Below are 25,728 nucleotides of genomic sequence, written 5' to 3' on the forward strand. Positions count from 1 at the left end.
CGGGGCCTTGGCGGCACATCTGGGCCTTCCATCTCGTTTGGCTCAGCCGGTGGCGAGCCGTTTGCACTCATCGGCAACCCGTTCGGCAGCATCGATGATGGCGACCCGGCGCGCGGCCTGGGCCATGTTCAACAGGGTTTCCCTGCGCCCGGCGAGCCAGGATAGGCGCGACGCCAGCGCCGCCGGCGTCAGCTCGGACTGGGGCAGGAACTCGGCCGCACCGCCGTCGACCAGGGTCAAGGCGTTGCGGGTCTGGTGATCGTCCACCGCATGGGGCAGGGGCACGAAGATGGCGGCCACACCGGCAGCGGCCACTTCGGAGACGGTCAATGCGCCGGCGCGGCACACCACCAGGTCCGCCCAGGCATAGGCATCCGCCATGTCCTTGATAAATTCACTCACCTCGGCCTCGACCCCCAGCCCGGCATAGGAAGCAGCCACGGCCTCCTCGTTGCCCTTGCCGCATTGGTGACGCACCTCGATGGGCACACCGGCAGCTGCAACCGCAGGAGGCACCTGCTCGTTGAGGACCCGGGCCCCCAGGCTGCCACCAACCACAAGCAGGCGCAGAGGATCGCTGCTGCTGCGCAGTTGGGGATCCGGCAGCGCCACCACCTCGGGGCGCACCGGGTTGCCCACCACGGCGGTACGGGCATTGGGGGCGAAGGCACCCGGGAAGGCCATCAGTACCCGCCTGGCGATACGGGCCAGCAGCTTGTTGGTCAGGCCGGCGGCGGCATTCTGCTCGTGCAGCAGCAGCGGAATGCCGGACAGCCAGGCGGCCACGCCACCCGGGCCGGAGGCGAAGCCCCCCATGCCCAGCACCACATCGGGCTGGATGGTCTTGAGCACCTGGCGGGCCTGCAGCACGGATTTGATGACACGGTAGGGCGCCGCGAGCAGACGCTTGATGCCGTTGCCACGCACCCCCTGGATGTCAATGAAGGAGATGGGATAACCATGGGCAGGCACCAGCTCCGCCTCCATCCGGTCGGCAGTGCCGAGCCAGTGGATGGTCCAGCCCTGGGCCTTGAGGCGATCGGCGACGGCCAGGCCGGGGAACACATGGCCCCCGGTACCACCCGCCATCACCAGTAACGTCTTGCTCACGCAACCTCCCGCACGCGCGCCTGGGCACTTGCCTGGCGCAACTCGAAATCGATACGAATCAACATGCTCACCGCCACCATCATGATGATGAGACTGGAGCCGCCATAACTGACCAGTGGCAGGGTCAGCCCCTTGGTAGGCATCATGCCGCTGGCGGCACCGACGTTGACGAAAGTCTGGAAGCTGAACCAGATGCCGATGCCGATGGCCAGATAACCTTCATAGAGCCGCTCGGCCACCAGCGCCTGGTGACCCAGCTTGAGCGCCTTCACCGCCAGCGCAAAAATCAGGAAGAGTGCGCCAAGCACCCCCACGTAGCCCAGCTCTTCGCCCAGAATGGCGAACACGAAGTCGGTGTGGGCCTCCGGCAGGTACTCCATCTTCTGGATGGAGTTGCCGAGCCCCTCGCCAAACCAGCTCCCCCGACCAAAGGCCATCAGGGACTGGGTCAGCTGATAGCCGCTGCCAAAGGGATCTGCCCAGGGGTCGAGGAAGGAGGTCACCCGCCGCATCCGGTAGGGCTCCGCGATGATCAGGGTCACCACGGCGCTCACCCCCACCAGGATGAGACCGATGAACTGCACCAGCCGGGCACCGGCCAGGAACAGCATCCCGAGGGAGGTGACGAACATCACCACCACTGACCCGAGATCCGGCTGGGCCAGCAGCAGGATGGCCACCACGAACAGCACCGCCATGGGTTTCATGAAACCGATGAAGCGTTCGCGCACCTCGCTCTGGCGACGCACCAGATAACCCGCCAGATAGACGAACAGCGCCAGCTTGCCGAACTCGGCCGGCTGCAGGTTGAAGGGGCCCAGCGGCAGCCAGCGTACCGAGCCGTTGACGCTGCGCCCCACCAGCAGCACCATCACCAGCAGCACGATGGCCAGCAACAACATGGGGCCGTTGTAGTGCTGCCAGCGTGCCATGGGCACCTGCAACACGAACCAGGAGATACCCAGCGCCATCACCAGGAACATGCCGTGGCGCTTCACGAACATGAAGGGATCGTTGTTGATGGCGATCCCCTCCGGAATGGAAGCGGACGCCACTATCACCAGCCCGACGCCCATCAGTGCGAGGGCCAGTACCACCAGTTGCCGATCGTAGAGACCGGCGGGGCGCGCCGGTAGCAACCAGCGCTGCAAGAATCCCGCAACCACGCGCAGGGCGTTCATAAGCCCATCACCAGTTCGGTGAAGCGATCGCCGCGCGCTTCAAAGGATTTGAACTGATCCAGGCTCGCGCAGGCCGGCGCCAGCAGCACCCAGTCTCCGGGCCTGGCGTCGGCCGCCGCCTTGGCGACAGCAGCGTCAAGATCGGCAACCCGCTCGGTCTGTTCGCCCAGGGCCAGCAGCACCTCGGCATCCTGACCAAAGCAGTACATGTGATCGATCTGGCTGCCGAGCAGGGCCTGCACCGGGCCGAAGTCCTGCCCCTTGCCCTGGCCACCGGCCAGCAGCAGCAGGCGGCCCTTGACCGCTTCACGCACCCCGGCCACGGCGGCCAGGGTCGCCCCCACGTTGGTGGCCTTGGAGTCGTTGATCCAGCGCACCCCATTTACCTCCCGCACGAAGCGGGCACGGTGAGGCAGGCCTTCAAAGCGGCGCAGCACGGCAAGTTGTGCCTCTCGGGGAATGCCCACCGCATCGCACAGGGCCATGGCCGCCAGGGCATTGGCCTGGTTGTGGGCACCCACTATCTTCATCTCGTCCACCGCCAGGAGCGGCTCGCCGTGCAAGGTCAGCCAGTGACGGCCCTCCAGCTCGCAGCGACCGTAGCCGTTGCAGTCGAGGCCGAAACTCTGCCACACCTGACCCACATCGGGCAGGGTCTGGGGATCGTCGCGATTGATCAGGATGTGCTGGGAGTGCTGATGGATCTCCATCTTGGCGGCGCGGTAATCCGCCATGCCGGCATAGCGATCCATATGATCTTCACTGAGGTTCAAGACCACGGAGGCGGCGGCCCGCAGGCTGCAGGTGGTCTCGAGCTGGAAGCTGGAGAGCTCCAGCACGCAGAGATCCATGGGCTGCTTGAGGAGCGACAGCGCCGGGGTGCCGATATTGCCCCCCACACCGACCTTGAGCCCCGCCTCGGCGATCATCTCACCCACTAGCGTGGTGACCGTGCTCTTGCCGTTGGAGCCGGTGATGGCGATGACGGGCGTCTGGGTTTCACGCACGAACAGTTCGATGTCACCGACGATGCGCACCCCGAACTCGGCGGCGGCCTTCAACTCCGGGGTCGCCAGGGCGATGCCCGGGCTCGCCACTATCATGTGCGCCTGCTTGAGCCGCTCCGCGTCCAGCCCGTGGATGAGCTCCACCTCGGGGGGAAGCTCGTCCTTGCCCGGCGGGTTGGCACGGGTGTCCATCACCAGCGGCGTGACGCCGCGGTCGAGGAAGTAATCGACGCAGGAGAGTCCGGTTTTGCCGAGTCCGATGATGATGACCATGGCTTACCTCACCTTCAGGGTGGCGAGGCCAAGCAGCACCAGCATGAGGGTGATGATCCAGAAGCGCACGATGACGCGCGGCTCCGGCCAGCCCTTCTTCTCATAGTGGTGATGGATGGGGGCCATGCGGAAGATCCGCACGCCGCGCAGTTTGTAGGACCCGACCTGCAGGATCACCGAGACGGTCTCCATCACGAAGACGCCCCCCATGATCACCAGCAGGAACTCCTGGCGCACCAGCACGGCTATGGTACCGAGCGCGCCGCCCAGGGCCAGGGAACCCACGTCCCCCATGAAGACCTGGGCCGGGTAGGTGTTGAACCAGAGGAAGCCCAGGCCCGCGCCCACGATGGCGGTACAGACGATCACCAGTTCGGAGGTGTAGGGCACGTAGGGAATGTGCAGGTAGTTCGCGAAGTTGACGTTGCCGGTCGCCCAGGCGATCAGGGCGAAGCCCCCCGCCACCATCACGGTGGGCATGATGGCGAGGCCATCCAGGCCATCGGTCAGGTTGACCGCGTTGGAGGTACCGACGATGACGAAGTAGGTCAGCAGGATGAACATCAGGCCGAGCTGGGGCATCACATCCTTGAGGAAGGGGACCACCAGCTGGGTCTGACCATCGTGGGTGGCCGTGGCGTAGAGGAAGACTGCCACACCCAGCGCGACCGCGGACTGCCAGAAGTACTTCCAGCGGGCGATGAGGCCGTCGGTGTTCTTGCGCACCACCTTGAGATAGTCATCGGCAAAGCCGATGGCGCCATAGGCCCCCAGCACGAACAGCACCAGCCAGACATAGGGGTTGTCGAGGCGACACCAGAGCAGCACAGAAGTGAAGATGGCGGCGATGATCATCAGGCCGCCCATGGTCGGGGTGCCCTTCTTGCTGAGGTGGGATTCGGGACCGTCGTTGCGGATCACCTGGCCGAACTTCATGATCTGCAGGCGACGGATGAGGCGCGGCCCCATCCAGAGCGCCACCACCAGACCGGTGATAATCGACAGGATGGCGCGAAACGTCAGGTAGGAGAAGACGTTGAAGAAGGTGAAGTGCGGGGTGAGCAGTTCCGCCAGCCAGACTAGCATGTGGCTGACTCCTGATGGCCCTTGACCATCTCGACGATATCTTCCATGCGGGAGCCACGGGCGCCCTTGACCAGAATCGAAATTTCCTGATGTGTCTTTATCATTTGCGCAAGCACTTCAAACAACGACGCCTTGTTATCGAAATGTCGGCCAGCCGCGGCATCTGCGGTGTGGCGACTCTGTTCCCCTACGGTCAGCACGGCATCGAGGCCCTGCTCACGGGCGTGGTGTCCGACCCGGGCATGCTGCGCGGCGGACTCCTCACCCAACTCTTTCATGTCACCGAATATCAGCACCTTGTAGCCGTTCATGGCGGTCAGGGCATCGATACCCGCCAGCACGGACTCCACGCTGGCGTTGTAGGTGTCGTCCACCAGGGTGAGACCACCCCAGCGCTGCACGCAGAAGCGGCCCTTGACCGGCGCCATCTGCTCCAGACCGGCTTTGACCGAGGCCAGAGAAGCACCGAGCGCCAGAGTCCCGGCGGCGGCGGCCAGAGCGTTCGCCACGTTGTGGCGGCCCGGAATGGCCAGGGTCAACGCCACCTCACCCTGCGGGGTGACCATCACGAATCCGGCGCAGCCCTGCTCGTTGAGCACGATGTCGCGGGCATGGAACGGCTGGCTCTGATCCTCGAGGGAGAAGGCGCAGCGGATGCCCTGCTCACGCCACTTGGGCCAGAATTCGTTGTCGGCATTGACGATGGCGCTGCCGCCCTCGCGCAGGCCTTCGAAGATTTCGCTCTTGGCATGGAAGACCCCCTCCAGGGAGCCGAAGCCCTCCAGATGGGCCGCCGCCACGTTGTTGATGATGGCGGCATCGGGCTTGGCCAGCGACGTGGTCCAGGCGATCTCCCCCGGGTGGTTGGCCCCCAGCTCCATCACCGCAAACTGGTGCTGCGGCTCGAGGCGCAGCAGGGTGAGCGGCACCCCCACCTCGTTGTTGAAGTTGCCAGCGGTGGCCAGCACCTCCCCCTCGCAGCGCAGGATGGCGGTGGCCATCTCCTTCACCGTGGTCTTGCCGCAGCTGCCGGTGATGGCCAGCACTTTCGGGTTGATGCGCTCGCGCACCAGCCGGCCCAGACGCCCCAGCCCCTTGAGGCTGTCGGCCACCACCAGTTGCGGTATGGCCAGGGGCAGCTCGCGTTCCACCAGCAGGGCACTGGCGCCGGCGGCCACCGCCTGGTCGCAGAAATCGTGGGCGTCGAAACGCTCGCCGCGCAGGGCGACAAACAGCGCCCCTTCGCCCAGGGTACGGGTGTCGGTGCTGACCGCCGTGATCTCATGGTCGCTCCCGATCAGACGGGCATCGAGCACCTGCGCCAGGTCGGCAAGCCTGAGGGTCATCATCTGAATGACTCCATTAATGTGTGCAAGGCGGCCGCGACGGTTTCCCGGTCGCTGTAGTGCCGCTTGTCGGTTCCAATGATCTGATAATCCTCGTGGCCTTTGCCGGCCACCAGGATGATGTCCTCTTTACTAGCCTGACTCAGCGCCAGCCGGATCGCCTTGACCCTGTCGTGCTCGATCTGCACGGCGCCGGGATCGCGAAGCCCCGCCACCATGTCGGCCATGATCCGGGCCGGCTCCTCGGTACGGGGGTTGTCGTCGGTCAGGATCACGCAGTCCGCATGCAGCTCCGCCATGGCGGCCATCATGGGCCGCTTGCCGCGATCCCGATCGCCGCCGCAGCCCACCAGGCACCAGAGGCGACCGTGGCAGTGCACCCGCAGGGCCTGCAGCGCCTTCTCCAGCGCGTCCGGGGTATGGGCGTAATCGACCACGGCGAGCGGCGCATCGCCTCCGCCGAAGCACTCCATGCGACCGGTCACCGGCTGCAGCTGAGGCGCGGTGGCCAGCAGGGCGTCGAAATCGTAGCCGAGCACCAGCATGGCCCCCATGGCGCCCAGCACGTTGCTGACGTTGAAGCGGCCGAGCAAGGGGGCGGATAATACACCATTCCCCCAACTGGAGTTAATGCGCGTGTCAAAACCTTGTTGATGGAAATGGGGATCCTGCGCCGTCAGCTGTCGTCCGGCATGGTTTTCAATCGGGCCATTGACGCCGAAGGCCACCGCACCGGGATAGGCCGCCAGCCACTGCCGCCCCAGGCGGTCGTCCGCATTGATGACGGCGCAGGGTTCGTCAACCAGCTTCAGCAGCTCCTCCTTGGCGGCAGCATAGGCCTCCATGGAACCGTGATAGTCCAGGTGATCCCGGCTCAGGTTGGTGAAGACAGCTGCGGCAAATGGCAGGGCGGCGACGCGGTGCTGCACCAGACCGTGGCTGGAGACTTCCATGGCCACCAGATCGGCCCCCTGTTGCTGCAAGGCGGCCAGATTGGCCTGCACCTGCACGGCGCTGCCGGTGGTGTTCTCTGCTTCCACCAGCTCGCCGAACAGGCCGTTGCCTATGGTGCCCATCACCCCGGCCTTGCCTCCCAGCAGGGTGCGCCAGTTCGCCACCAGCAGGGCCGTGGTGCTCTTGCCGTTGGTGCCCGTGATACCCACCAGTTGCAGTTTCTGCCCCGGATGATCGTAGAAGTGGCCGGCCAGCTCGGAGAGGCGGGCGGGCAGATCCTGCATGCCGATGCAGGGGATCTGGGCCACAGGAGGGACGAATTCCCCATCCTCCTCAAACAGCACGGCGGTCGCTCCCTGAGCCACCGCCTGTTCGATGAAACGCCTGCCATCCACCTGATGGCCTCGGATCGCCACGAAGAGAGAGCCGGGACCGACCCGCCGGCTGTCGAGCTGGAGGTCGGTGAGGGGAAGCGCCGGGGCAGTGATGCCGAAGCGGCTCATCAGTTGATCAAGTGAGATGGACGGCATGGGCAGCCTCCGAAAATGCGGGAATGCGGGCGCACACGGGCACCATGGAAAATGCCCCGACAGCGGCGGGGCCGATGGAAAAAGCCGGATGCCCGTCAAGTACGCGGTGCGCCATTGGTGGCCTCCGTGCGGGCAAGCTTGGTGGGCACCTCGGGCGGGATCGCGTCGGGACGGATGTTGAAGAGCTGCAGCACGCCCCCCATGGCCTCGGCAAAGGGCGGCGTCGCCACGGCGCCGCCGTAGTAGGCATCCCCCTTGGGCTCGTTGATCACCACCACCATGACGAAGCGGGGATTGCTGGCCGGGGCGAAGCCGGCAAACCAGGCCATGTAATCCTTGCCATAGCCCCCCGCCACGGCGACCTTGGCGGTACCACTCTTGCCGCCGACCCGGTAGCCCGGGATCTGGGCCTTGGGAATGGCGTTGCTGACCACGTACTCCAGCGCCTGCAACATGGCGGCCGCGTTGTTGTGGTCGATGACCTGCTCGCCCTTGGGCGGCTTGGTCACCTTGATGATGGAGAGTGGCACCCGCTTGCCCTTGTTGGCCAGGGTGGCGTAGGCGGAGGCGAGCTGCAGCGGGGTCACCCGCAGGCCGTAGCCGAACGACAGGGTGGCCCGCTCGATGTCGGACCAGCGGCGACGCTGGGGCAGCATGCCGCTGCTCTCCCCCATCAGGCCGCTGCCGGTGTCCATGCCGAAGCCCACCATGCTCAGGGTGTTGATCATCTCCTGGGCCGGCATCCGCAGCGCGATGCGCGACATGCCGATGTTGGAGGAGTAGCGCAGGATGTCGTAAAGGTTGGTCGCCTTGTGGATGCTCACGTCACGGATTTGCTTGGCCCCGATAAAGAGCGGCCCACCCGGGATGAAATCCTTCCAGCTGGTGACGCCGGCCTGCAGGGCGCTCAACAAAATCAAAGGCTTGACCGTGGAACCAGGCTCGTAGGTGTCGGTGACCACCCGGTTGCGCACCCGGAAACTCTGGTACTGGCCGCGGTTGTTCGGGTTGTAGGAGGGGGTGTTGACCATGGCGAGCACCTCGCCGGTCTTCACGTCCAGCATCACCATGGAGCCGGAGGTCGCCTTGTTCTCGTCGGTGGCCCGCTTGAGGGCGCGATAGGCCAGCGCCTGCACCCGCTGATCGATGCTCAGCTGCAGATCGTTGGCGTGCTTGCCCTCTTTCACCAGGCCTAGGCGCTCGATGACGCGGCCCTGCCTGTCCTTGCGCACTCGCATCTCGCCAGGGGTTGCGGTCAGCCACTCGTTGTAGCTGCGCTCAATCCCCTCGATGCCGCTGCCATCGATGTTGGTCACCCCCACCAGGTGGGAGCTTATCTCGCCGGTCGGGTAGAAACGGCGCGCCTCGGGGCGCAGATAGATGCCCCCCAGCTTCAACCCCTTGATGTACTCGGCCACCGCAGGCGTCACCTGCCGCTGCAGATAGACGAAGCGCTTGCTCGGGTTGGCGATGCGATGCTTGAGGGTGTTGATGTCGAGCTTGAGCACGGCGGAGAGTGCCAGCCAGGCACGCTCGTTGTGGATGGCACCGGACTCATGCACCGTCTTGGGATCAGCCCAGACCGCTTCGACCGGTACGGATACCGCCAACTGTTCGCCATTGCGGTCCGTGATCATGCCGCGCACCGCCTGGGTGGAGGTGGTGCGCAGGGAGCGCATGTCCCCCTCCTGGCGCAGTCTGTCAGGATCGATCACCTGGATCCAGGCCAGCCGCAGGATCAGCCCCGCAAACGCGATGCCGATGAAGAAAACCAGGGTACGAAAGCGCCACGGGTAGAGTGAGGGTGCTTTCGCCTTGGCTTTGTCCTTTGCCGGAGCCTTGGTGGCGGCCTTGCGTGTCATGGTTGTGTAATTACCTTTTCAGTGGTCACCAGGGGACGAGCCATCTGCAACTTGTCCATGGCCAGACTCGCCACCCGGGAGTGCTCAGCCAGTGTGCCCTGTTCCAGCAAGAGGTGGCGCCACTCGATGTTGAGCCTGTCCTCCTCCGCCATCAGATCGTTCTGCTTGGCCGTCAGACCCCGGGTCATGTTGGTCACCAGGATCACCGCAAAGGCGGTGACCAGCACGGCGACGGTCAACAGGACCTGCAACTTGTGGCGCCAGAGATCCGCAACGATCTCCCTGGCGAGGTGAACGCGCACATCGCTCATCGTTTACTCCGCAAGACGCTCTGCGACCCGCAGCACCGAGCTGCGGGACCGGGTGTTTTCATTGACCTCGTGGTCGGAAGGCTTGAGCGCCTTGCCGATCGACTTCAGCTTGCGACCACCGGCAAGCTGGGCTTCGGTCAGGGGGATGCCGTGGGGTACTTCCGGACCTTTCTCATGCTTTCGAATGAAATGCTTCACCAGCCGATCTTCCAGAGAGTGGAAGCTGATGACGGAGAGACGACCGTGAGGAGCCAGCACGTCCAGCGCGCCGTTGAGGGCGATTTCGATCTCGTCCAGCTCGCTGTTGATATAGATGCGGATGGCCTGGAAGCTGCGGGTCGCCGCGTGCTTGCCCTTCTCCTTGCTCGGGTTGACCCGGGCAATCATCTCCGCCAGCTGGCGGGTGCGCACATAGGGCTCTGTCACCCGATCGTGCACGATGGCGCGAGCAATCTTCTTGGCGAAGCGCTCCTCACCGAAGGTTTTCAGCACCCAGGCGATGTCGTCCACATCGGCACGGGCCAGCCACTCGGCGGCGCTCTGACCGGAGGTGGGATCCATCCTCATGTCGAGCGGGCCGTCCTTCATGAAGCTGAAGCCACGTTCGGCATCGTCAAGCTGGGGGGAGGAGACACCGAGATCCAGCAGGAAGCCATCGACCTTGCCCAGCAGGCCGCGCTCGGTCAGATAACGGGTGATGCCGGAGAAGGGACCGTGCACGATCTCGAAACGAGGATCCTGGATCTTGGCCGCCTCGGCAATGGCCTGGGGATCCCGGTCGATGGCGATCAGACGACCGTTCGGGCCCAGATGCTGGAGAATGAGACGAGAGTGACCACCCCGGCCAAAGGTACCGTCGACGTAGATACCGTCCGGCTTGATGGCCAGCCCTTCGACGGCTTCGTGCAACAGCACTGTGATGTGTTCAGCGGCTTGGGTCATTTATAAAGAAAAATCCTGTAGTCGTGGTGAACTTGCCCAGTCGTCCTCGGGCAGGCCCAGGATGTCGTCGTTGATCTGTTGTTGCCAGCGGGCTTCATCCCACAGCTCGAATTTGTTGAGCTGGCCCACCAGCATGACTTTCTTGTCCAGCCCGGCATGGCTGCGCAGCGGCTGGCTAAGCAGCAGACGGCCATTGCCATCCAGTTCGCATTCGGCCGCGTGGCCGAGCAGCAGACGTTGCAGGCGGCGCTCCGCCGGGTTGGTGCTGGAAAGGGTCTTCAGCTTACGCTCCACCTCTTCCCATTCATTCAGGGGATAAAGCAGCAGACAGGGATGGGCGATGTCGATGGTGCAGACCAGCTGGCCGTCGCATTCGTCGCGCAGCCAATCACGAAATTTGGTCGGAATCGCCAACCGCCCCTTGCTGTCCAGGCTGATGGCGTGAGCGCCACGCAACAAATTGCAGTCCCCGAAGGTGAGTTATGGGGGCTAGATGCCCAATAAAACCACTTTGATCCACTTTTCTCCACCATGAAGTTTAAGGACGAGCAGGGGGCTTTTCAAGCAAGGATCTCGGGCATGGGGAACATATTGACGCAGCGTGATGGGACTACCGATTAAATGAATTGATTTTCCACAAGTTATTTGTGTTACCCGCAACTCGATTAATTTTCAGCAATTAAAAAACTGACAAATTGCACGAATAAACATCAGCCATACAGGCCGCGCTTCTCCAGCGCCATCACGATATTCAGAACATGGAAAAATTCCACATAACAGATTGATATAAAATACATTTGTTAAACATAGCTAGCCCAACAGTAAATATCACGAGTCAACCGAGGCAGTACTTTATGGTTAATAAAAAGAGCCTTGCGATAAATCGCAAGGCTCTTCAGGAAAGAGGTCGGAGTCGGCCTGTAAGCCGGGTTCTGTACCGGGTTGCCCCGGGTAGCAATCATTCCTCTAGGCCAGCAATCGCTCGCTGGCTCAAGCAACCTACCCGCCCCCAACGCGGGCCGCGCCAATAGGGGCCTATTTGGTCTTGCTTCGGGTGGAGTTTACCGTGCCACGAACTGTTGCCAGTCGCGCGGTGCGCTCTTACCGCACCCTTTCACCCTTACCTGATCCCTTGCGGGCCATCGGCGGTCTGCTCTCTGTTGCACTGGTCGTAGGCTCGCGCCCCCCAGGCGTTACCTGGCACCCTGCCCTGTGAAGCCCGGACTTTCCTCCCCTCCGCCCGTCTGTCCCGAGGGACACAACGACGAAGCAGCGATTGCCCAGCCAACTCCGAGGCGCGGATTATAGCCTCGCGAGACGGACGGGGTAAACCGTCAATTCCGGTTTACGGCAATTAATAGTGCTCAAGACCGTATTTGTAGAGGGCGTTCTTCTTCACCCCGTGGATCTCGGCGGTGAGGGCTGCAGCCTTCTTGAGGGGCAGCTCGCCGACCAGCAGGCCCAGGGTGCGGATCGCCTCCGCAGGCAACTCGTCATCCACCTTGCTGGCACCGGCGACCACCAGCACGATCTCCCCGCGGCAACGGTTATCGCCCTCTCCGAGCCAGGCCAGCATCTCGGAGGCGGGCAGACCGTGGATGGACTCGAAGGTCTTGGTCAGCTCGCGGCACACCACCACCTGGCGCTCGCCAAGGATGCGAGCAATCGCTTCCACGGTATCCTGCACCCGGCGCGGCGATTCGTAGAACACCAGAGAGCGGGTGTCTTCGATGACGGCTTGCAGGCGATCATCCCGCCCCTTGGCCTTGGCCGGCAGGAAACCCTCGAAGGCGAAGCGGTCGGTGGGCAGCCCGGCGGCGGACAGCGCCGTGATGGCAGCGCAGGGACCGGGCAGCGGCACCACCTTGACCCCGGCTTCGCGACAACGGGTGACCAGGTGATAACCGGGGTCGCTGATGAGCGGCGTCCCCGCATCGGAGACCAGGGCCACGCTCTTGCCCTCCTTGATGCGGGCGATCAGCACATCCGCCTTTTGCTGCTCGTTGTGATCGTGCAGGGCAAAGGTCGATACCGAGATCTGGTAGTGGCTGAGCAGGATCCCGGTATGCCGGGTATCCTCGGCGGCCACCAGATCGACGCTGCGCAGCACGTCCAGTGCTCGCTGGGTGATGTCGGCCAGATTGCCGATCGGAGTGGGGACTATATACAGGGTTGGGATGTCACTCATGGGAGCTCCGAGTGTCCCGACAATTGTGTCACCATATTGGCCCGTTTACACTATGGAGAATTTCAACACTGGTCGGGGAATGAACTTGAACCGGGTTATAAAGCAGCTAAGTGTATCACGACTCTTCGGCATCCTACTCGCGGCAGTCCTGCTCGCCGCCTGTGCGTCGGAGCCCAATCAATCTTCCGGACAACCCGGCATGCCGTCAGCCTTCTCGGATCTGACCAAGAATGCCCAGTGGTATCTGGAGCAAGTGGATCCCGCCAAACCGGCAGAGGCCTTCGTGTGGCAGATGATGGCGGCGCGCAGCTATCTGGCGCTCGGCCAGGCCAAACCGGCTGCCGCTCTGTATCAGCAGTTGCAGAAGCAGGCGAAGAGCCCGGTGCAGCAGGCGCAGTTGCAACTGCTGCAGGCACACCTGCTGCTCGCCCAGGGCAACGCCAACCAGGCGCTGATCCTGCTGGAAGGCAAGCCGGATGTGGTGCTGGATGCCGATACCCAGAAGGACTGGTACCGCCAGCGCGTGGTGCTGCAGCTCGACATCAACAACAAGTTTGGTGCGGCCAAGTCGCTGATCCTGCTGGAACCTTATCTGGCCAAGAATGAGCTGGCCACCAATCACCAGCAGATCTGGTCACTGCTGAAAAGCATGACCCCCTCCACCCTGCAGGCGCTCGAAGAGGAGCCAGCTCCCGATGTCACCACCGGCTGGCTGCGACTGGCGGCGCTGGTGAACGAGTTCGGGGCACAGCCGAGCCAGCTGGCCCGCCAGCTTGCCGGCTGGAAGCAGAGCTTCCCTAACCACCCTGCCCAGAGCGACATGCCGGCCGGCCTTGGGGATCTCGCTACTACGGACAACGGTTCGCTGCAGCAGATCGCCGTCTTCCTGCCGCTCTCCGGCAACCTGGAAGCCCAGGGCGCCGCCATCCGCAACGGCATGTTGATGTCCTACAAAGAAAATCAGAGCCAGTTCACCCTGAACTTCTATGATACCCAGGGCAAGGCGATGGGGGACCTCTACAAGCAGGCCATTCAGGAAGGGGCCAACATGATCATCGGCCCCCTGCTCAAGGATCAGGTGGAGGAGCTGCTCAAGTCGAGTCCGACCGTGCCGGTGCTGGCGCTCAACGAGCTGGACAAGCCGATCGTCAACGACAACACCTTCTATTTCTCGCTCTCCGCCGCTGCCGATGCGAGCCAGGCGGCCCAGTACCTCTATGGTCAGGGCTACCGCAAGCCGCTGCTGATCGCGGCACAAGGCCGGATTGGCTACAGCAGTATCAAGGCGTTTGAGCAGGCCTGGGCCGGCGTCAGCCAGGAGAAGCCCGTGGTTGCCACCTTCGGGGCGCGCAACGAAGTGCAGGGCATGGTCAAGAACGCTCTGAGCGGCCGTTCCACCGCACGAGCCGGGGAGATTGTCCAGCTGTCCGATGCCGCGCCGCGCAGCATCGACGCCGTCTATGTGGTGGCCAACAGCCTGGAGACCCGGATGATCAAGCCCTATGTGGACATCTCGGTCAACCCCATGGGCAGCCTGCCCATCTACAGCAGCTCGCGGGGATACGACGGCGGGACGACCGAGGTAGCATCCGAGCTCAACGGCATGCATATCTCCGACATGCCACTGCTGCTGGGTGGCTTCGAGACGCAGCGTGAACAGATTGCCCTGCTCTGGCCCCAGACCCAGGGCGACCTGCTGCGCTTGTTCGCCCTCGGCTACGATGCCGTCAGCCTGGCAGGCAACCTGCCGCAAATGCGCAAGGTCAATGCCATGCAGCAACCCGGCATGAGTGGCCAGCTGAGCGTGGATCCCCAGGGCAACATAGTGCGCATGCTGGACTGGGCCACCTACCAGAATGGCAAGCTGGTCAGCGACAGCGCCGCCCCCCAGCTGGAGGATGCGACTCATGAAGAGGCTACTGACACAACTTCACCAGCAGTGGTTGAACCTGTTGCCGTCGGCAGCGACGAGCAAGGGACAACACTTTGAGCAAATAGCGGAACGCTGGTTGCAGGCCCGCGGCCTGCAACCCGTGACCCGCAACTACCGCTGCCGTGGCGGCGAGATCGATCTCATCATGCGCCAGGGAGAGACCCTGGTGTTCGTTGAAGTGAGATATCGCGCCAACGCCACCCATGGCGGTGCAGCCAGCTCGGTCACCCGGCGCAAACAGCACAAGATCGTGCTGGCCGCGCGCCACTATTTCAAGCAACATGCCATCAATGAGGCCAACCAGGCCTGTCGATTCGATGTGATCGCGTTCGAGGGCGACCAGCCGGACTGGATCCAGAACGCGTTTTAAGAGGACCCCATGACTGATCCCATCAAAGAGAATTACACCGAAAGCATCCAGACCAAGATAGCTGCCGCCGAAGCACTGCCGGATGCCATCCATACGGCAGCCCAGATGCTGACCATCTGCCTGCTCAATGGCCACAAGGTGATGGCATGTGGCAATGGTCCTTCCTCGGCATTGGCACAGCTGTTCATTTCCGAACTGGTGAACTGCTATGAAACTCCTCGCCCCTCCCTGCCCGGTCTCGCCCTGACGCCCGACATGGCGACCATCAGCGCCATCGCCACGGATCACGGTTTCGAAGAGGTCTATGCCAAACAGATACGTGCTCTGGGACAACCAGGCGACATCCTGGTGGTCATCACCACGACAGGCAACAGCCGCAGCCTCATCAAGGCTGCGGAGGCCGCCCTCTCCCGCGACATGACCATCATTGTTCTCGGTGGCGGAGACGGGGGAGAGATCGCCGGTCTGCTGGGCCCCAATGACGTGGAGATCCGCGTTCCTTCCGCTCGCCGTCCTCGTATTCTGGAAGTGAACCTGTTGACCCTGCACTGTCTCTGTGATCTCATCGACCAGACACTTTTCCCGCAACAGGAAGACTGAAACCATGAAGAAGCCTATTCTCGCTCTTGCCCTGCTGACCGGCGTCCTGCTGCTGCAAGGCTGTGCTGCCGTGGTGGTCGGTGGCGCGGCTGGCACCGCCAAGGCGAGCGGCGATCGCCGCACCCTGGGTGCCCAGTGGGACGATCAGACCATAGAGCTGAAAGCCGCCAACCTGTTGGCCGACAACAAGCCCCTGAGCGCCGCCAGCAAGATCAGTGTCTACAGCAACAACGGCCGTGTGCTGCTGGTGGGTCAGACACCCTCTGACGCTTACAAACAGGAAGCGGGCAGAATCGTGAGCCGGATTGAAGGGGTTCGCCATGTCTACAACGAGCTGCGCCTTGGCAAACCAGTCAGTATCGGCGTGCGCAGCAATGACACCTGGATCACCTCCAAGGTGCGGGCCGACATGCTGGGCACCAAGAACTTCGATAGCGCCAAGGTGAAGGTTGTCACCGAGAATGGCGAGGTGTTCCTCATTGGGTTGGTCACCCGCCAGGAAGGGGATCAAGCCGTGGAAATCGCCCGCCACGTCAGCGGCGTTAAGCAGGTGATCAAAGCCTTCGAGTTTGCCCAGAATTGACCATCTGGCAGGATGAAAAAACGCAGCCTTCAGGCTGCGTTTTTTATTTGATGACTTTCAGAGTCGGGCGACCGCTCGGGCGCGGTGGTTCCGGCTCGGGGTCAACCGACGTGGGTGTCTGTGCCTGTTCCAGCCAGAGGTCATACCCGGGCTCCGGCGGGAACAGGGTCCCCACTCCGTTCTCTCTGGCATGGATGGCCAGTACGGCCGCCATGGGGATATAGACCTGCTGCGATACGCCACCGAAACGGGCGCTGAAGCTGACAGCGTCATTGTCCATGTGGAACTGGCCCACGGCCCGGGGGGCGATGTTCAGAACAATCTGGCCATCCTGCACGAACTGCATCGGTACCATCACATGGGGAATGTTGGCATTGACCACAAGATGGGGGGTCAGATCGTTATCCAGCAACCAGTCAAAAAACGCCCGCAGCAGATACGGGCGACTGGGTGTCATTGTCGGTTCCATGCTCATACGCCGGCACGGATCTCGCGCTCGGCCTCGGTCAGGGAAGCCTGGAAGGATTCACGCTCGAACAGGCGCACCATGTAAGCCTTCAGCTCTTTGGCGCCACGGCCGGTGAAATCGATGCCCAGGCTCGGCAGACGCCACAGCAACGGCGCCATGTAGCAGTCGACCAGACCGAACTCTTCGCTCATGAAGTAGGGCATCTCGCCGAAGATGGGGGCGATGGCCAGCAGGTTGTCGCGCAACTCGGCACGGGCGGCTTCGGTATCGGTGCCCGCCATGATCTTGTCGGCCAGAGAGTACCAGTCCAGCTCGATGCGGTGCATCATCAGACGGCTGTTGCCGCGCGCGACCGGATAAACCGGCATCAGGGGCGGATGCGGGAAACGCTCGTCCAGATACTCCATGATGATGCGCGAGGTGTACAACGCCAGCTCGCGATCCACCAGAGTCGGTACAGTGTTGTACGGGTTCAGCTCGGCCAGCTCATCCGGCAGGTTGGCAGGATCAACCTGGCAGATATCCACGCTAACACCCTTCTCCGCCAGGACAATACGCACCTGATGGCTGAACATATCGTTGGCACCGGAAAACAGCGTCATTACCGAACGCTTATTGGCAGCTACAGCCATTGAACCCTCCCGTCATTAAAAAGCAGAAACGGCAATGAAGCATGTCTGTCTTCATTGCCGTGCGTCATATTACTCCGATCTGGTCGCTTAGTGAACGTCGCGCCAGAATTCCTTCTTCAACAGCACAGTGAAGATGAAGAAGATAGCGATGAATCCGAGTACCCAGAAGCCCATGCGTTCGCGCTCCTGCTGCACCGGCTCAGCCGAGTAGACCAAGAAGTTTACCAGATCCAGTACCGTCTGATCATATTCTTCGTTGTTCATTTCACCGTTGCCGTCAGATTTGATGCTGACGACTTGCTGCATCTCCACGCCATCCAGGGTGTGCGTCTCGAACTCGGCGCGGGGCGTCCCCTGCAACGGCTCCAGCACATGGGGCATACCCACGGACGGGAAGACGGCGTTGTTCACCCCGAATGGACGGGTCTCGTCCACGTAGAAGGATCGCAGATAGGTGTAGATCCAGTCTGCACCACGCACCCGGGCAACCAGGGTCAGGTCGGGGGGCGGCGCGCCGAACCAGCGCGCAGCATCCTTCTCGGACATGGCACTCTTCATCAGATCGCCGATCTTGGCGCCGGTGAAGACCAGGTTCTCCTTCATCAGATCGTCCGGAATGCCAATATCGGCCGCCACCCGGTTATAACGCTGGTACTGGGTGGAGTGACAGCCGGCACAGTAGTTCATGAAGGTGGCGGCCCCCCGTTGCAGGGATGCCTTGTCACTCAGATCGTACTCCGCCTTGTCGAGGGGGAAGCCACCGCCAGAGGCCAACACCAGACCAGGCAGCAGGGCCAGCACTGCAAAAATTATTCTTTTCATTTGAATGTCACCCTCTCCGGCAGCGGCTTGGTGTTTTCATTCTTGCTGTAGAAGAACAACAGGACGAAGAACCCGAAATAACCCAGAGTACAGAGTTGTGCAATCAGCGTCAGGGTCGGGGTTGATGGCAGCACACCCAGCACCCCCAGAATAATGAAGCAGACCACGAACTGGGCGATGTTCAGCTTGTGCAGGGTGCTGCGGTAACGCACCGAGCGCACCTTGCAACGATCCAGCCAGGGCAACAGGAACAGCACCACGATGGAGAGGCCCATCATGATGACCCCCAGCAGCTTGTCCGGCACCGCACGCAGGATGGCGTAGAAGGGGGTGAAGTACCAGACCGGAGCGATATGCGCCGGTGTCTTCAGGCCGTTGGCCACCTCAAAGTTCGGTTTCTCGAGGAAATAGCCCCACATATCCGGCTTGAAGAAGATGATGGCACAGAAGAAGAACAGGAAACCGGCTACCCCGATCATGTCCTTCACGGTGAAATAGGGGTGGAACGCGACCGCATCCAGTGGCCAGCCGTTCTCGTCCTTGTGCTTCTTGATGTCGATGCCATCTGGGTTGTTGGAGCCCACCTCGTGCAGCGCCAGGATATGCATGGCCACCAGCATCACCAGTACCAGCGGCAGAGCGATGACGTGCAGCGCAAAGAAGCGGTTCAGGGTCGCACCCGAGATGACATAGTCCCCCCGGATCCACAGGGTCAGATCGTCACCGATAACGGGGATGGCACCGAACAGCGAGATGATGACCTGGGCCCCCCAGAACGACATCTGCCCCCAGGGCAGCAGGTAACCCATGAAGGCCTCGGCCATCAGCACCAGGAAGATCAGCATGCCGAAGATCCACAGCAGTTCCCGTGGCTTCTGGTAAGAGCCGTAGATCATGCCGCGGAACATGTGCAGGTAGACCACGATGAAGAAGGCGGATGCCCCGGTGGAGTGCATGTAGCGAAGCAGCCAGCCGTAATCCACATCCCGCATGATGTATTCCACGGAAGCGAAGGCACCTTCCGCCGAAGGGTTGTAGTTCATGGTCAGCCAGATGCCGGTGATGATCTGGTTGACCAGCACCAACATGGCAAGCGAGCCGAAGAAGTACCAGAAGTTCAGGTTCTTGGGCGCCGGATACTTGGCCATATGGTCGTTGTACATGGCCGTGAGCGGGAAACGATCATCGATCCAGCCCATGAGTTTGGCAAACATGGTCAGGCCTCCTTGCCGTCGGCACCGACCAGAATGGTGGTGTCGCTAAGAAATTGGTATGGCGGAATGACCAGGTTCAGCGGTGCGGGGACGCCCTGGAACACTCGACCAGCCATGTCGAATTTGGAGCCATGGCAGGGGCAGAAGAAGCCGGAAGTTACCCCTTGAACCTGCTCGCCGAAGCTGTCGGGCAAATAGGAAGGGGAGCATCCCAGATGAGTGCAGATGCCAACGGCCACGAAGATTTCCGGTTTGATGGATCTGTAGCCATTGTGGGCATAGTCCGGTTGCTGTGGCTCGTCTGACGCAGGATCCCGCAGCTTGTCATCGTGTGCAGCCAGAGCATCCAGCGTCTGCTTGGTACGCTTCACCACCCAGACCGGTTTACCACGCCACTCGACGCGGATTAGCTGACCCGGCTCCAGCTTGCTGATATCCACTTCAACCGGGGCGCCTGCCGCCTTGGCTTTGGCACTCGGATTCCATGACTTAATAAACGGCACTGCGGTAAAAGCAGCTCCTACACCGCCAACGGCAACCGTTGACCAGGTAAGAAATCTGCGGCGACCGGTATCAACTGGCGCATTGCTCATCCAAAAACTCTCCCATGTGGACTCCGCTCATTCTTATAGTGTCCCTGTTTACTTCTCCTCTCCCTCTGACAACTGCGATGGAAGCGGAGTGGCAATTGACACAGAAAGACCATGGAAATTTTAAAGAAAAGATAACAATTTGACAAGAAAGGGAGTCGATGGGCAAAAACAATAAATACACAATTTTTTGTCTTTTGTGACGTATGCTTAGCATTGTCACATGTAACATTACCAATAAAAAAAGCCTGGCAAATTGCCAGGCTTTTTTGACACTCCTGAGAGTGCGTACCAAAAGCGAATTAACGCTTGGAGTACTGCGGACGCTTACGCGCTTTGTGCAGACCGACTTTCTTACGCTCAACCTTACGGGCATCACGAGTAACAAAGCCAGCTTTACGCAGTTCGGAACGCAGGGTCTCGTCGTACTGCATCAGAGCACGAGTGATACCGTGGCGGATCGCACCAGCTTGACCGGAGATGCCACCACCGTTAACGGTGATGTACAGATCCAGTTTCTCGGTCATCTCGACCAGTTCCAGCGGCTGACGAACTACCATGCGGGCAGTCGGACGGCCGAAGTATTGCTCCAGGGAGCGCTGGTTGATTACGATTTTACCGCTACCCGCTTTGATGAATACGCGAGCAGTGGAGCTTTTGCGACGGCCGGTACCGTAGTATTGATTTTCTGCCATGTTGCCAGTTCCCGTTAGATATCCAGTACTTGAGGTTGCTGAGCAGCATGAGCGTGCTCTGCGCCTGCGTAAACTTTCAGCTTACGGAACATGGCACGGCCCAGCGGACCCTTCGGCAGCATGCCCTTGACGGCAGCTTCGATTACCATTTCCGGCTTACGCTGAATCAGCTTGTCGAAGCTGATGGACTTGATACCACCCGGGAAACCGGAGTGAGCGTGGTACATTTTGTCGGTAAATTTCTTACCGGTTACGTGTACCTTCTCAGCGTTTACAACGATGATGTAGTCACCGGTGTCAACGTGCGGAGTGTACTCGGCTTTGTGCTTACCACGCAGACGAGCAGCGATCTCGGTTGCGATACGACCCAGAGTTTTACCTTCTGCGTCCACAATGTACCAGTCACGTTTTACGGTTTCTGGCTTGGCAACGAAAGTTTTCATTAAGTTAAACCCAATTACCTGTTACAGACCCAATTGCTTATGGGGGCTCTCCCACAAACAACAAACGATGGCCTACCTGTACCCCTTCGAATACAAGTAAAGCTTAAAGTATTGCTGTCTTATCGACAGCTGTAACGTGGGCCGGGCGATTATAAGTGAAGTTGCCTTAAATATCACCTGCTAATTTCACTGCCATGAAGCTAGCAAATGTCGCCCGGCCCTACCTGCCGCAGATGCCCATCCGACTGGCAGGCGCGGTATTGTGACTAAGGAAGGTGCACTCTGGCAAGGTATTCGTGCGATTGCATCTCCTGAAGCCGTGAAAGGCAACGCTTGAATTCGAAATTCAGCAAGCCTTCGCCATAGAGCCCGGTCATGGGGACCGCCGCCGATATGATGAGCTTTACATGCCGTTCATAAAACTCGTCCACCATGGCGATGAAGCGGCGGGCCGCGTCATCCGTGCCGCTGCCCATGGGTTGCACATTGGCCAGCAGGACAGTGTGGAACTCACGGGCCAATTCGATGTAGTCGCCCTGGGAGCGTGGAGTACAGCACAGCTGTTCAAACTCCATATAAAGCACCCCTTCCCCCACGCCCAGTGCACTCAGTTGGCGATGGTTGATTTCCAGTGCGGCGGCAGTCACCTGCCCAATCCCGGTCAACTGGCTGAAATAACGATCCAGGTTGCTCCTGGCCTGATCATCCAGCGGGAAGTGATAGATCTCTGCCTGTTCCAGGGTTCGCAGCCGGTAATCGACACCGCCATCGACATTGATCACCTCGCAGTGGCGCTCGATAAGCGCGATGGCAGGCAGGAAGCGAGCACGCTGCAACCCGTTGCGGTAGAGATCCTGAGGGGGGATGTTGGATGTGGCCACCAGCACCACGCCATGGCCAAAGAGTTCCTGGAACAGAGTGCCGAGCAGCATGGCATCCGTGATATCCGAGACGAAAAACTCGTCGAAGCAGATGACGTCGGTCTCGTCGGCCAGCTTGCGGGCGATCAGCTTGAGCGGATCGGACTGACCGGTCAGCCCTTTGAGCTCATCGTGCACCCGGTGCATGAAACGGTGGAAGTGGATGCGCAGTTTGCGCTCCCCCGGCAGGCTCTCAAAAAAAGTATCCATCAGCCAGGTCTTGCCTCTGCCCACACCGCCCCACATATATAACCCCTGGACGGGGTCACGGGTTTTCGGCTTTTGCAGCCAACCTAGCAGGCCACGGGATCTGGTCGGAGTCGGGCTTGCGCACAGATCCTGATAGAGTCGCTCCAGGCGGGCGACTGCCATGGCCTGGGCCGGATCGGCCACAAAGCCGGGGCGCTGCAAATCCTGCTGATATTTTTGCTGCGGGGTCATCCTGTAAACCGCCTCCAAGTCCCTGAATGAGGGACAAAATGGTATCACGCTCTCGGGGGGCACGGTATAGTGCCAACGAGGCGTTGCGGTCCATCCGACCGCTTCAAATTCATCGTGTTAGCTGTAACAAGGAGCTTCTATGACTCTGTTTAACGGGATCCTGCTGGCGATCGCCGCCCTGATCATCGGCGTGCTGATCGGCCGCTTCTCTGTCCGTAGCCGGGATGCCGGACGCCTGGAACAGGAGCTGAAAAAAGCCCACAAGGAGCTGGAAAGCTACCAGGGGCAGATCACCACCCACTTCGCCGACAGCGCCGCCCTGATGGAGCAACTGGCCGAACAGTACCAGACCCTTTATCGCCACATGGCGGAACAGAGCAAGTTCCTGGCCAAGGTACAGGAACCACTGTTCCGCGAACCCGAAGTGGAAGAAACAGGCGATGCCGCCAACAGCGAGGAGCCGGGCCTTCCTCCCCGCGATTACGCCGGTGCGTCCGGCCTGCTCAAGCAGCCGGGCTGATCGTCGGTTGAACTAATTACGCTTTATCGTGGTCAGACCTTGACGATTGCACTGCAACTTTTTCTGGGAGCTGTTTCTCATATGCGTAAATCTCTTTCTGTATTCAGTGTCTTAGCCCTCAGTGTCGGTATCGCCATGTCCTCAGCACCGGCGCAGGCCGCACTGCCCCTGATGGCGAACAACCAGGAGATGCCGAGCCTGGCCCCCGTCCTCGAGCAGGTGACCCCTGCCGTGGTCAACATCTCCGTCTCTGGCAAGAAGATCACCCGCCAACGCCTGCCGGAACAATTCCGCTTCTTCTTCGGCCCCAACATGCCTGACGAGCAGGTGAGCGAGCAGCCCTTCCAGGCGCTTGGTTCCGGCGTCATCATCGATGCCAAGAAAGGCTACGTGATCACCAACGCCCACGTGGTCCACGAGGCGGACGAGATCAAGGTCAACCTGAAGGATGGCCGTGAGTATGCGGCCAAGAAAATAGGGGAAGACAAACAGTCGGATATCGCCCTGCTGCAAATCAAGGCCGAGGATCTGGTGCAGATCAAGTTCGCCGACTCCGACGAGCTGAGAGTCGGTGACTACGCGCTGGCCATCGGCAACCCGTTCGGCCTGGGCCAGACCGTCACCTCCGGCATTGTCAGCGCCCTGGGTCGCAGCGGCCTCAACATCGAAAATCTGGAGAACTTCATCCAGACCGATGCGGCCATCAACTCCGGCAACTCGGGCGGCGCCCTGCTCAACCTGCGCGGGGAGCTGATCGGCATCAACACCGCCATCCTGGGCCCCAACGGCGGCAACATCGGCATCGGCTTTGCCATCCCGTCCAACATGGTGCGCGATCTCTCCGAGCAGATCGTGAAATACGGCGAAGTGCGCCGTGGCCAGCTGGGGATTACCGGCACCGAGCTCACCAGCGAAATCGCCAAGACCTTCGGCTACAACAAGAAGGACGGTGCCTTCGTCAACCAGGTCATGCCTGACTCCGCCGCCGCCAAGGCAGGCATCAAGGCAGGCGACATCATCATCAGCATCGATGGCAAGCCCATCCGCTCCTTCGGCGAGCTGCGTGCCAAAATCGCCACCATGGGGGCCGACAAGCAGGTCTCGCTCGGCCTCATTCGTGACGGCAAGGAGCAGACCGTCAAGGTCACCCTGAAGAAGGCGGATGACAGCGAGATCCTGGCCAGCGCCCTGCATCCGGCCCTGGAAGGGGCCAAGCTGAGCACCATCACGGACCCCGTGACCGGCGTGGCAGTCTCCGACATCGATCCCCGCTCACCGGCAGCCGCCTCCGGCCTGCAGAAGGGTGACATCATCATCGGAGTCAACCGCCAGCGCATCAACTCCATGGGTGAACTGACCAAGGTGTTGAAAAACAAGCCGGAAGTCCTGGCGCTGAACATTCAGCGCGGCGACTCCTCGCTCTATTTGGTGATCCGTTAAGCCCCTCACACCCGCGGCAACCGCCGCGGGTGATTTTTATCCATCGATAATGTTATTCTCTGCCCGCAGCCTGTACGGACGAGAAAGACATGAAAATCCCACCTCTGATCAGCTACTTGGGCAAGTCCGTCGGCTTTGGCCTCGCCATGGCTGCGCTTTTGTTGCTGGTGTTTCCCAATTTTCGAGGCGGCGCTCCCCTGCCGGGCCTCATCACCAACGCCCGCGAGCTGAGCTTCTCCTACGCGGCCCATCGCGCCGGCCCTGCCGTCGTCAACATCTACACCCGCAGCTTCGCCGGCAATCGCGGTGAAAAAGCCGAACTCAGACCCCAGGGGCTGGGGTCCGGCGTCATCATGAACCAGCGCGGTCACGTGCTCACCAACTATCACGTCATCGCCGATGCGGACCAGATCATCGTCGCCCTGCAAGATGGTCGGGTGTTCAGTGCAGAGCTGGTCGGCACCGACAAACTGACCGATCTGGCGGTGCTCTACATCGAATCGGACAACCTGCCGGTGATCCCTCAGGACCCGGATCGTCTGCCGGACGTGGGAGACGTGGTGCTCGCCATCGGCAACCCCTACAACGTCGGCCAGACCATCACCCAGGGCATCATCAGCGCCACCGGGCGTATCGGCCTCTCCAGCATGGGGCCGGACAGCAATGGCAGACAGGATCTGCTGCAAACCGATGCCGCCATCAACGAGGGCAACTCCGGAGGCGCCCTGGTCAATGGCCGTGGCGATCTGGTGGGTATCAATACCGCCGCCTACCACCTCAACGGCAATCAAGAGAGCTATGGCATCAGTTTTGCCATCCCCTACAAGCTGGCCAAGCGCATCATGGACGAGCTGATCGCCAACGGTCGGGTCATCCGCGGCTACCTCGGCATCTCCAGCGTCGAGATCAATCCCATCGTCGCGCGCATGCTGAACCTGGGGGACTTGCAGGGGTTGGTGGTGGAGAGCCTGGATCCCAATGGCCCAGCCACCAAGGCCGGTCTCAAACGTGGGGATGTGCTGCTCAAGATCAACGGAGAGGCCATCACCGGCGTGCGTCCCGTCATGGACAAGATCGTAGAGAGCCGCCCCGGCACCAAGCTCACCATCTCGGTGATCCGCAACGGCAAGCCGCTGGACGTCGATGTCATCATCGAAGAGGACCTGCGCTACCAGAATCAGACCCTGCCGACCAGCAGTGCGGCACCCGCCACCTGAGAGGCGGATCCTCGCAGGGCCCGACAGGGCCCTTTTTTGTGCCCGCTTT

General features: G+C 61.3%; 26 protein-coding genes and 1 other RNA gene. 7 read left to right on the forward strand and 20 right to left on the reverse strand.

All coding sequences use genetic code 11. The annotated features are described in order from the left end of the window. Positions 1–42: 42 nt before the first annotated feature. The 12 genes from murG to rsmI all read right to left on the reverse strand — a co-directional run bounded on the left by murG (position 43) and on the right by rsmI (position 12,790). A complete protein-coding gene (gene murG / locus AB5Y54_RS05590) occupies positions 43–1,110 on the reverse strand; it encodes an undecaprenyldiphospho-muramoylpentapeptide beta-N-acetylglucosaminyltransferase (protein WP_113978314.1) in 1,068 nt (355 codons plus the stop codon). Beyond that, a complete protein-coding gene (ftsW, locus tag AB5Y54_RS05595; protein WP_010675836.1) occupies positions 1,107–2,291 on the reverse strand; it encodes a cell division protein FtsW in 1,185 nt (394 codons plus the stop codon). Before ftsW ends, murG begins: the two co-directional genes overlap by 4 nt. Next, positions 2,288–3,571 carry a UDP-N-acetylmuramoyl-L-alanine--D-glutamate ligase gene (murD, locus tag AB5Y54_RS05600; RefSeq protein ID WP_010675837.1) on the reverse strand — a complete coding sequence of 428 codons (1,284 nt, stop codon included), beginning with the start codon at positions 3,569–3,571 and terminating at the stop codon, positions 2,288–2,290. Before murD ends, ftsW begins: the two co-directional genes overlap by 4 nt. Positions 3,572–3,574: 3 nt before the next feature. Beyond that, on the reverse strand, positions 3,575–4,657 hold the full coding sequence (gene mraY, locus AB5Y54_RS05605; RefSeq protein ID WP_010675838.1) for a phospho-N-acetylmuramoyl-pentapeptide-transferase: 1,083 nt from the start codon (positions 4,655–4,657) through the stop codon (positions 3,575–3,577). Next, complete coding sequence (gene murF / locus AB5Y54_RS05610) at positions 4,651–6,006, reverse strand: UDP-N-acetylmuramoyl-tripeptide--D-alanyl-D-alanine ligase (protein ID WP_368153356.1); 1,356 nt, start codon at positions 6,004–6,006, stop codon at positions 4,651–4,653. The genes mraY and murF overlap by 7 nt, the downstream gene beginning before the upstream one ends. Further along, positions 6,003–7,487 carry a UDP-N-acetylmuramoyl-L-alanyl-D-glutamate--2,6-diaminopimelate ligase gene (murE, locus tag AB5Y54_RS05615; RefSeq protein ID WP_325784687.1) on the reverse strand — a complete coding sequence of 495 codons (1,485 nt, stop codon included), beginning with the start codon at positions 7,485–7,487 and terminating at the stop codon, positions 6,003–6,005. Before murE ends, murF begins: the two co-directional genes overlap by 4 nt. Before the next feature lie 95 nt (positions 7,488–7,582). Next, the gene (locus AB5Y54_RS05620) at positions 7,583–9,349 is read right to left on the reverse strand and encodes a penicillin-binding transpeptidase domain-containing protein (protein WP_368153357.1); all 1,767 of its coding nucleotides are present in this window, start codon (positions 9,347–9,349) and stop codon (positions 7,583–7,585) included. After that, positions 9,346–9,660, reverse strand: coding sequence for a cell division protein FtsL (ftsL, locus tag AB5Y54_RS05625; RefSeq protein ID WP_010675842.1), 315 nt, complete (start codon positions 9,658–9,660; stop codon positions 9,346–9,348). The genes AB5Y54_RS05620 and ftsL overlap by 4 nt, the downstream gene beginning before the upstream one ends. A 3-nt stretch (positions 9,661–9,663) precedes the next feature. After that, on the reverse strand, positions 9,664–10,602 hold the full coding sequence (gene rsmH, locus AB5Y54_RS05630) for a 16S rRNA (cytosine(1402)-N(4))-methyltransferase RsmH (protein WP_143238144.1): 939 nt from the start codon (positions 10,600–10,602) through the stop codon (positions 9,664–9,666). After that, the gene (gene mraZ, locus AB5Y54_RS05635; protein ID WP_039040489.1) at positions 10,603–11,061 is read right to left on the reverse strand and encodes a division/cell wall cluster transcriptional repressor MraZ; all 459 of its coding nucleotides are present in this window, start codon (positions 11,059–11,061) and stop codon (positions 10,603–10,605) included. Between the two features lie 446 nt (positions 11,062–11,507). Continuing rightward, positions 11,508–11,894: RNase P RNA component class A (gene rnpB, locus AB5Y54_RS05640), an RNA gene on the reverse strand. 62 nt (positions 11,895–11,956) lie between these two features. Beyond that, on the reverse strand, positions 11,957–12,790 hold the full coding sequence (gene rsmI / locus AB5Y54_RS05645) for a 16S rRNA (cytidine(1402)-2'-O)-methyltransferase (RefSeq protein WP_368153358.1): 834 nt from the start codon (positions 12,788–12,790) through the stop codon (positions 11,957–11,959). A 199-nt stretch (positions 12,791–12,989) separates the two neighbouring features. Here rsmI and AB5Y54_RS05650 point away from each other — a divergent pair, with 199 nt between their 5' ends. The 4 genes from AB5Y54_RS05650 to dolP are packed head-to-tail and all read left to right on the forward strand — an operon-like array spanning position 12,990 to position 16,276. Further along, a complete protein-coding gene (locus tag AB5Y54_RS05650; RefSeq protein ID WP_233466711.1) occupies positions 12,990–14,780 on the forward strand; it encodes a penicillin-binding protein activator in 1,791 nt (596 codons plus the stop codon). Then, a complete protein-coding gene (locus AB5Y54_RS05655; protein WP_080770042.1) occupies positions 14,698–15,093 on the forward strand; it encodes a YraN family protein in 396 nt (131 codons plus the stop codon). The genes AB5Y54_RS05650 and AB5Y54_RS05655 overlap by 83 nt, the downstream gene beginning before the upstream one ends. A gap of 9 nt (positions 15,094–15,102) precedes the next feature. Then, the gene (locus tag AB5Y54_RS05660; protein ID WP_010675848.1) at positions 15,103–15,693 is read left to right on the forward strand and encodes an SIS domain-containing protein; all 591 of its coding nucleotides are present in this window, start codon (positions 15,103–15,105) and stop codon (positions 15,691–15,693) included. Between the two features lie 4 nt (positions 15,694–15,697). Continuing rightward, complete coding sequence (dolP, locus tag AB5Y54_RS05665; RefSeq protein ID WP_010675849.1) at positions 15,698–16,276, forward strand: division/outer membrane stress-associated lipid-binding lipoprotein; 579 nt, start codon at positions 15,698–15,700, stop codon at positions 16,274–16,276. A 43-nt stretch (positions 16,277–16,319) separates the two neighbouring features. Here dolP and AB5Y54_RS05670 read toward each other — a convergent pair whose 3' ends face one another. The 8 genes from AB5Y54_RS05670 to zapE form a co-directional block, all read right to left on the reverse strand. Further along, the gene (locus AB5Y54_RS05670) at positions 16,320–16,751 is read right to left on the reverse strand and encodes a ClpXP protease specificity-enhancing factor (protein WP_029314842.1); all 432 of its coding nucleotides are present in this window, start codon (positions 16,749–16,751) and stop codon (positions 16,320–16,322) included. After that, complete coding sequence (gene sspA / locus AB5Y54_RS05675) at positions 16,748–17,377, reverse strand: stringent starvation protein SspA (protein WP_039040485.1); 630 nt, start codon at positions 17,375–17,377, stop codon at positions 16,748–16,750. The genes AB5Y54_RS05670 and sspA overlap by 4 nt, the downstream gene beginning before the upstream one ends. 87 nt (positions 17,378–17,464) lie before the next feature. Next, a complete protein-coding gene (locus AB5Y54_RS05680) occupies positions 17,465–18,199 on the reverse strand; it encodes a cytochrome c1 (protein WP_039040484.1) in 735 nt (244 codons plus the stop codon). After that, a complete protein-coding gene (locus tag AB5Y54_RS05685; protein ID WP_010675853.1) occupies positions 18,196–19,413 on the reverse strand; it encodes a cytochrome bc complex cytochrome b subunit in 1,218 nt (405 codons plus the stop codon). Before AB5Y54_RS05685 ends, AB5Y54_RS05680 begins: the two co-directional genes overlap by 4 nt. Before the next feature lie 2 nt (positions 19,414–19,415). Next, positions 19,416–20,006, reverse strand: a complete 591-nt coding sequence (gene petA / locus AB5Y54_RS05690) for a ubiquinol-cytochrome c reductase iron-sulfur subunit (protein ID WP_010675854.1) — start codon at positions 20,004–20,006, stop codon at positions 19,416–19,418. A gap of 299 nt (positions 20,007–20,305) precedes the next feature. Then, the gene (gene rpsI / locus AB5Y54_RS05695; protein ID WP_005336286.1) at positions 20,306–20,698 is read right to left on the reverse strand and encodes a 30S ribosomal protein S9; all 393 of its coding nucleotides are present in this window, start codon (positions 20,696–20,698) and stop codon (positions 20,306–20,308) included. Positions 20,699–20,712: 14 nt separating this feature from the next. Further along, positions 20,713–21,141 (reverse strand): 50S ribosomal protein L13, encoded by a 429-nt coding sequence (gene rplM / locus AB5Y54_RS05700; protein ID WP_005336289.1) that lies wholly within the window; start codon positions 21,139–21,141, stop codon positions 20,713–20,715. 266 nt (positions 21,142–21,407) lie between these two features. Next, positions 21,408–22,502 carry a cell division protein ZapE gene (gene zapE, locus AB5Y54_RS05705; protein ID WP_039040483.1) on the reverse strand — a complete coding sequence of 365 codons (1,095 nt, stop codon included), beginning with the start codon at positions 22,500–22,502 and terminating at the stop codon, positions 21,408–21,410. Positions 22,503–22,641: 139 nt separating this feature from the next. On the opposite strand from zapE, the gene AB5Y54_RS05710 reads away from it, so the two are divergent. The 3 genes from AB5Y54_RS05710 (at position 22,642) to degS (ending at position 25,679) form a co-directional block, all read left to right on the forward strand. Next, the gene (locus AB5Y54_RS05710) at positions 22,642–23,022 is read left to right on the forward strand and encodes a YhcB family protein (protein WP_010675856.1); all 381 of its coding nucleotides are present in this window, start codon (positions 22,642–22,644) and stop codon (positions 23,020–23,022) included. 81 nt (positions 23,023–23,103) lie between these two features. Then, positions 23,104–24,462, forward strand: coding sequence for a Do family serine endopeptidase (locus AB5Y54_RS05715; protein ID WP_029314844.1), 1,359 nt, complete (start codon positions 23,104–23,106; stop codon positions 24,460–24,462). Between the two features lie 89 nt (positions 24,463–24,551). Beyond that, positions 24,552–25,679 carry an outer membrane-stress sensor serine endopeptidase DegS gene (degS, locus tag AB5Y54_RS05720; RefSeq protein WP_010675858.1) on the forward strand — a complete coding sequence of 376 codons (1,128 nt, stop codon included), beginning with the start codon at positions 24,552–24,554 and terminating at the stop codon, positions 25,677–25,679. Positions 25,680–25,728: the final 49 nt, after the last annotated feature.

The sequence above is a fragment of the Aeromonas sp. s9 genome (genome assembly GCF_040907765.1).
Lineage (GTDB): Bacteria > Pseudomonadota > Gammaproteobacteria > Enterobacterales > Aeromonadaceae > Aeromonas > Aeromonas caviae.

Bases quoted from the DNA above. Each gene is read 5' to 3' on its own strand.
- degS (WP_010675858.1), top strand. From the start codon at position 24,552: ATGAAAATCCCACCTCTGATCAGCTACTTGGGCAAGTCCGTCGGCTTT.
- rsmI (WP_368153358.1), bottom strand. From the start codon at position 12,790: ATGAGTGACATCCCAACCCTGTATATAGTCCCCACTCCGATCGGCAAT.
- ftsL (WP_010675842.1), bottom strand. From the start codon at position 9,660: ATGAGCGATGTGCGCGTTCACCTCGCCAGGGAGATCGTTGCGGATCTC.
- murE (WP_325784687.1), bottom strand. From the start codon at position 7,487: ATGCCGTCCATCTCACTTGATCAACTGATGAGCCGCTTCGGCATCACT.
- ftsW (WP_010675836.1), bottom strand. From the start codon at position 2,291: ATGAACGCCCTGCGCGTGGTTGCGGGATTCTTGCAGCGCTGGTTGCTA.
- AB5Y54_RS05620 (WP_368153357.1), bottom strand. From the start codon at position 9,349: ATGACACGCAAGGCCGCCACCAAGGCTCCGGCAAAGGACAAAGCCAAG.
- AB5Y54_RS05710 (WP_010675856.1), top strand. From the start codon at position 22,642: ATGACTCTGTTTAACGGGATCCTGCTGGCGATCGCCGCCCTGATCATC.
- AB5Y54_RS05715 (WP_029314844.1), top strand. From the start codon at position 23,104: ATGCGTAAATCTCTTTCTGTATTCAGTGTCTTAGCCCTCAGTGTCGGT.
- rpsI (WP_005336286.1), bottom strand. From the start codon at position 20,698: ATGGCAGAAAATCAATACTACGGTACCGGCCGTCGCAAAAGCTCCACT.
- rsmH (WP_143238144.1), bottom strand. From the start codon at position 10,602: ATGACCCAAGCCGCTGAACACATCACAGTGCTGTTGCACGAAGCCGTC.
- AB5Y54_RS05660 (WP_010675848.1), top strand. From the start codon at position 15,103: ATGACTGATCCCATCAAAGAGAATTACACCGAAAGCATCCAGACCAAG.
- rplM (WP_005336289.1), bottom strand. From the start codon at position 21,141: ATGAAAACTTTCGTTGCCAAGCCAGAAACCGTAAAACGTGACTGGTAC.
- zapE (WP_039040483.1), bottom strand. From the start codon at position 22,502: ATGACCCCGCAGCAAAAATATCAGCAGGATTTGCAGCGCCCCGGCTTT.
- dolP (WP_010675849.1), top strand. From the start codon at position 15,698: ATGAAGAAGCCTATTCTCGCTCTTGCCCTGCTGACCGGCGTCCTGCTG.
- murF (WP_368153356.1), bottom strand. From the start codon at position 6,006: ATGATGACCCTCAGGCTTGCCGACCTGGCGCAGGTGCTCGATGCCCGT.
- murD (WP_010675837.1), bottom strand. From the start codon at position 3,571: ATGGTCATCATCATCGGACTCGGCAAAACCGGACTCTCCTGCGTCGAT.
- sspA (WP_039040485.1), bottom strand. From the start codon at position 17,377: ATGGCTGTAGCTGCCAATAAGCGTTCGGTAATGACGCTGTTTTCCGGT.
- AB5Y54_RS05670 (WP_029314842.1), bottom strand. From the start codon at position 16,751: ATGAGCATGGAACCGACAATGACACCCAGTCGCCCGTATCTGCTGCGG.
- AB5Y54_RS05680 (WP_039040484.1), bottom strand. From the start codon at position 18,199: ATGAAAAGAATAATTTTTGCAGTGCTGGCCCTGCTGCCTGGTCTGGTG.
- mraY (WP_010675838.1), bottom strand. From the start codon at position 4,657: ATGCTAGTCTGGCTGGCGGAACTGCTCACCCCGCACTTCACCTTCTTC.
- AB5Y54_RS05655 (WP_080770042.1), top strand. From the start codon at position 14,698: ATGAAGAGGCTACTGACACAACTTCACCAGCAGTGGTTGAACCTGTTG.
- petA (WP_010675854.1), bottom strand. From the start codon at position 20,006: ATGAGCAATGCGCCAGTTGATACCGGTCGCCGCAGATTTCTTACCTGG.
- AB5Y54_RS05650 (WP_233466711.1), top strand. From the start codon at position 12,990: ATGCCGTCAGCCTTCTCGGATCTGACCAAGAATGCCCAGTGGTATCTG.
- AB5Y54_RS05685 (WP_010675853.1), bottom strand. From the start codon at position 19,413: ATGTTTGCCAAACTCATGGGCTGGATCGATGATCGTTTCCCGCTCACG.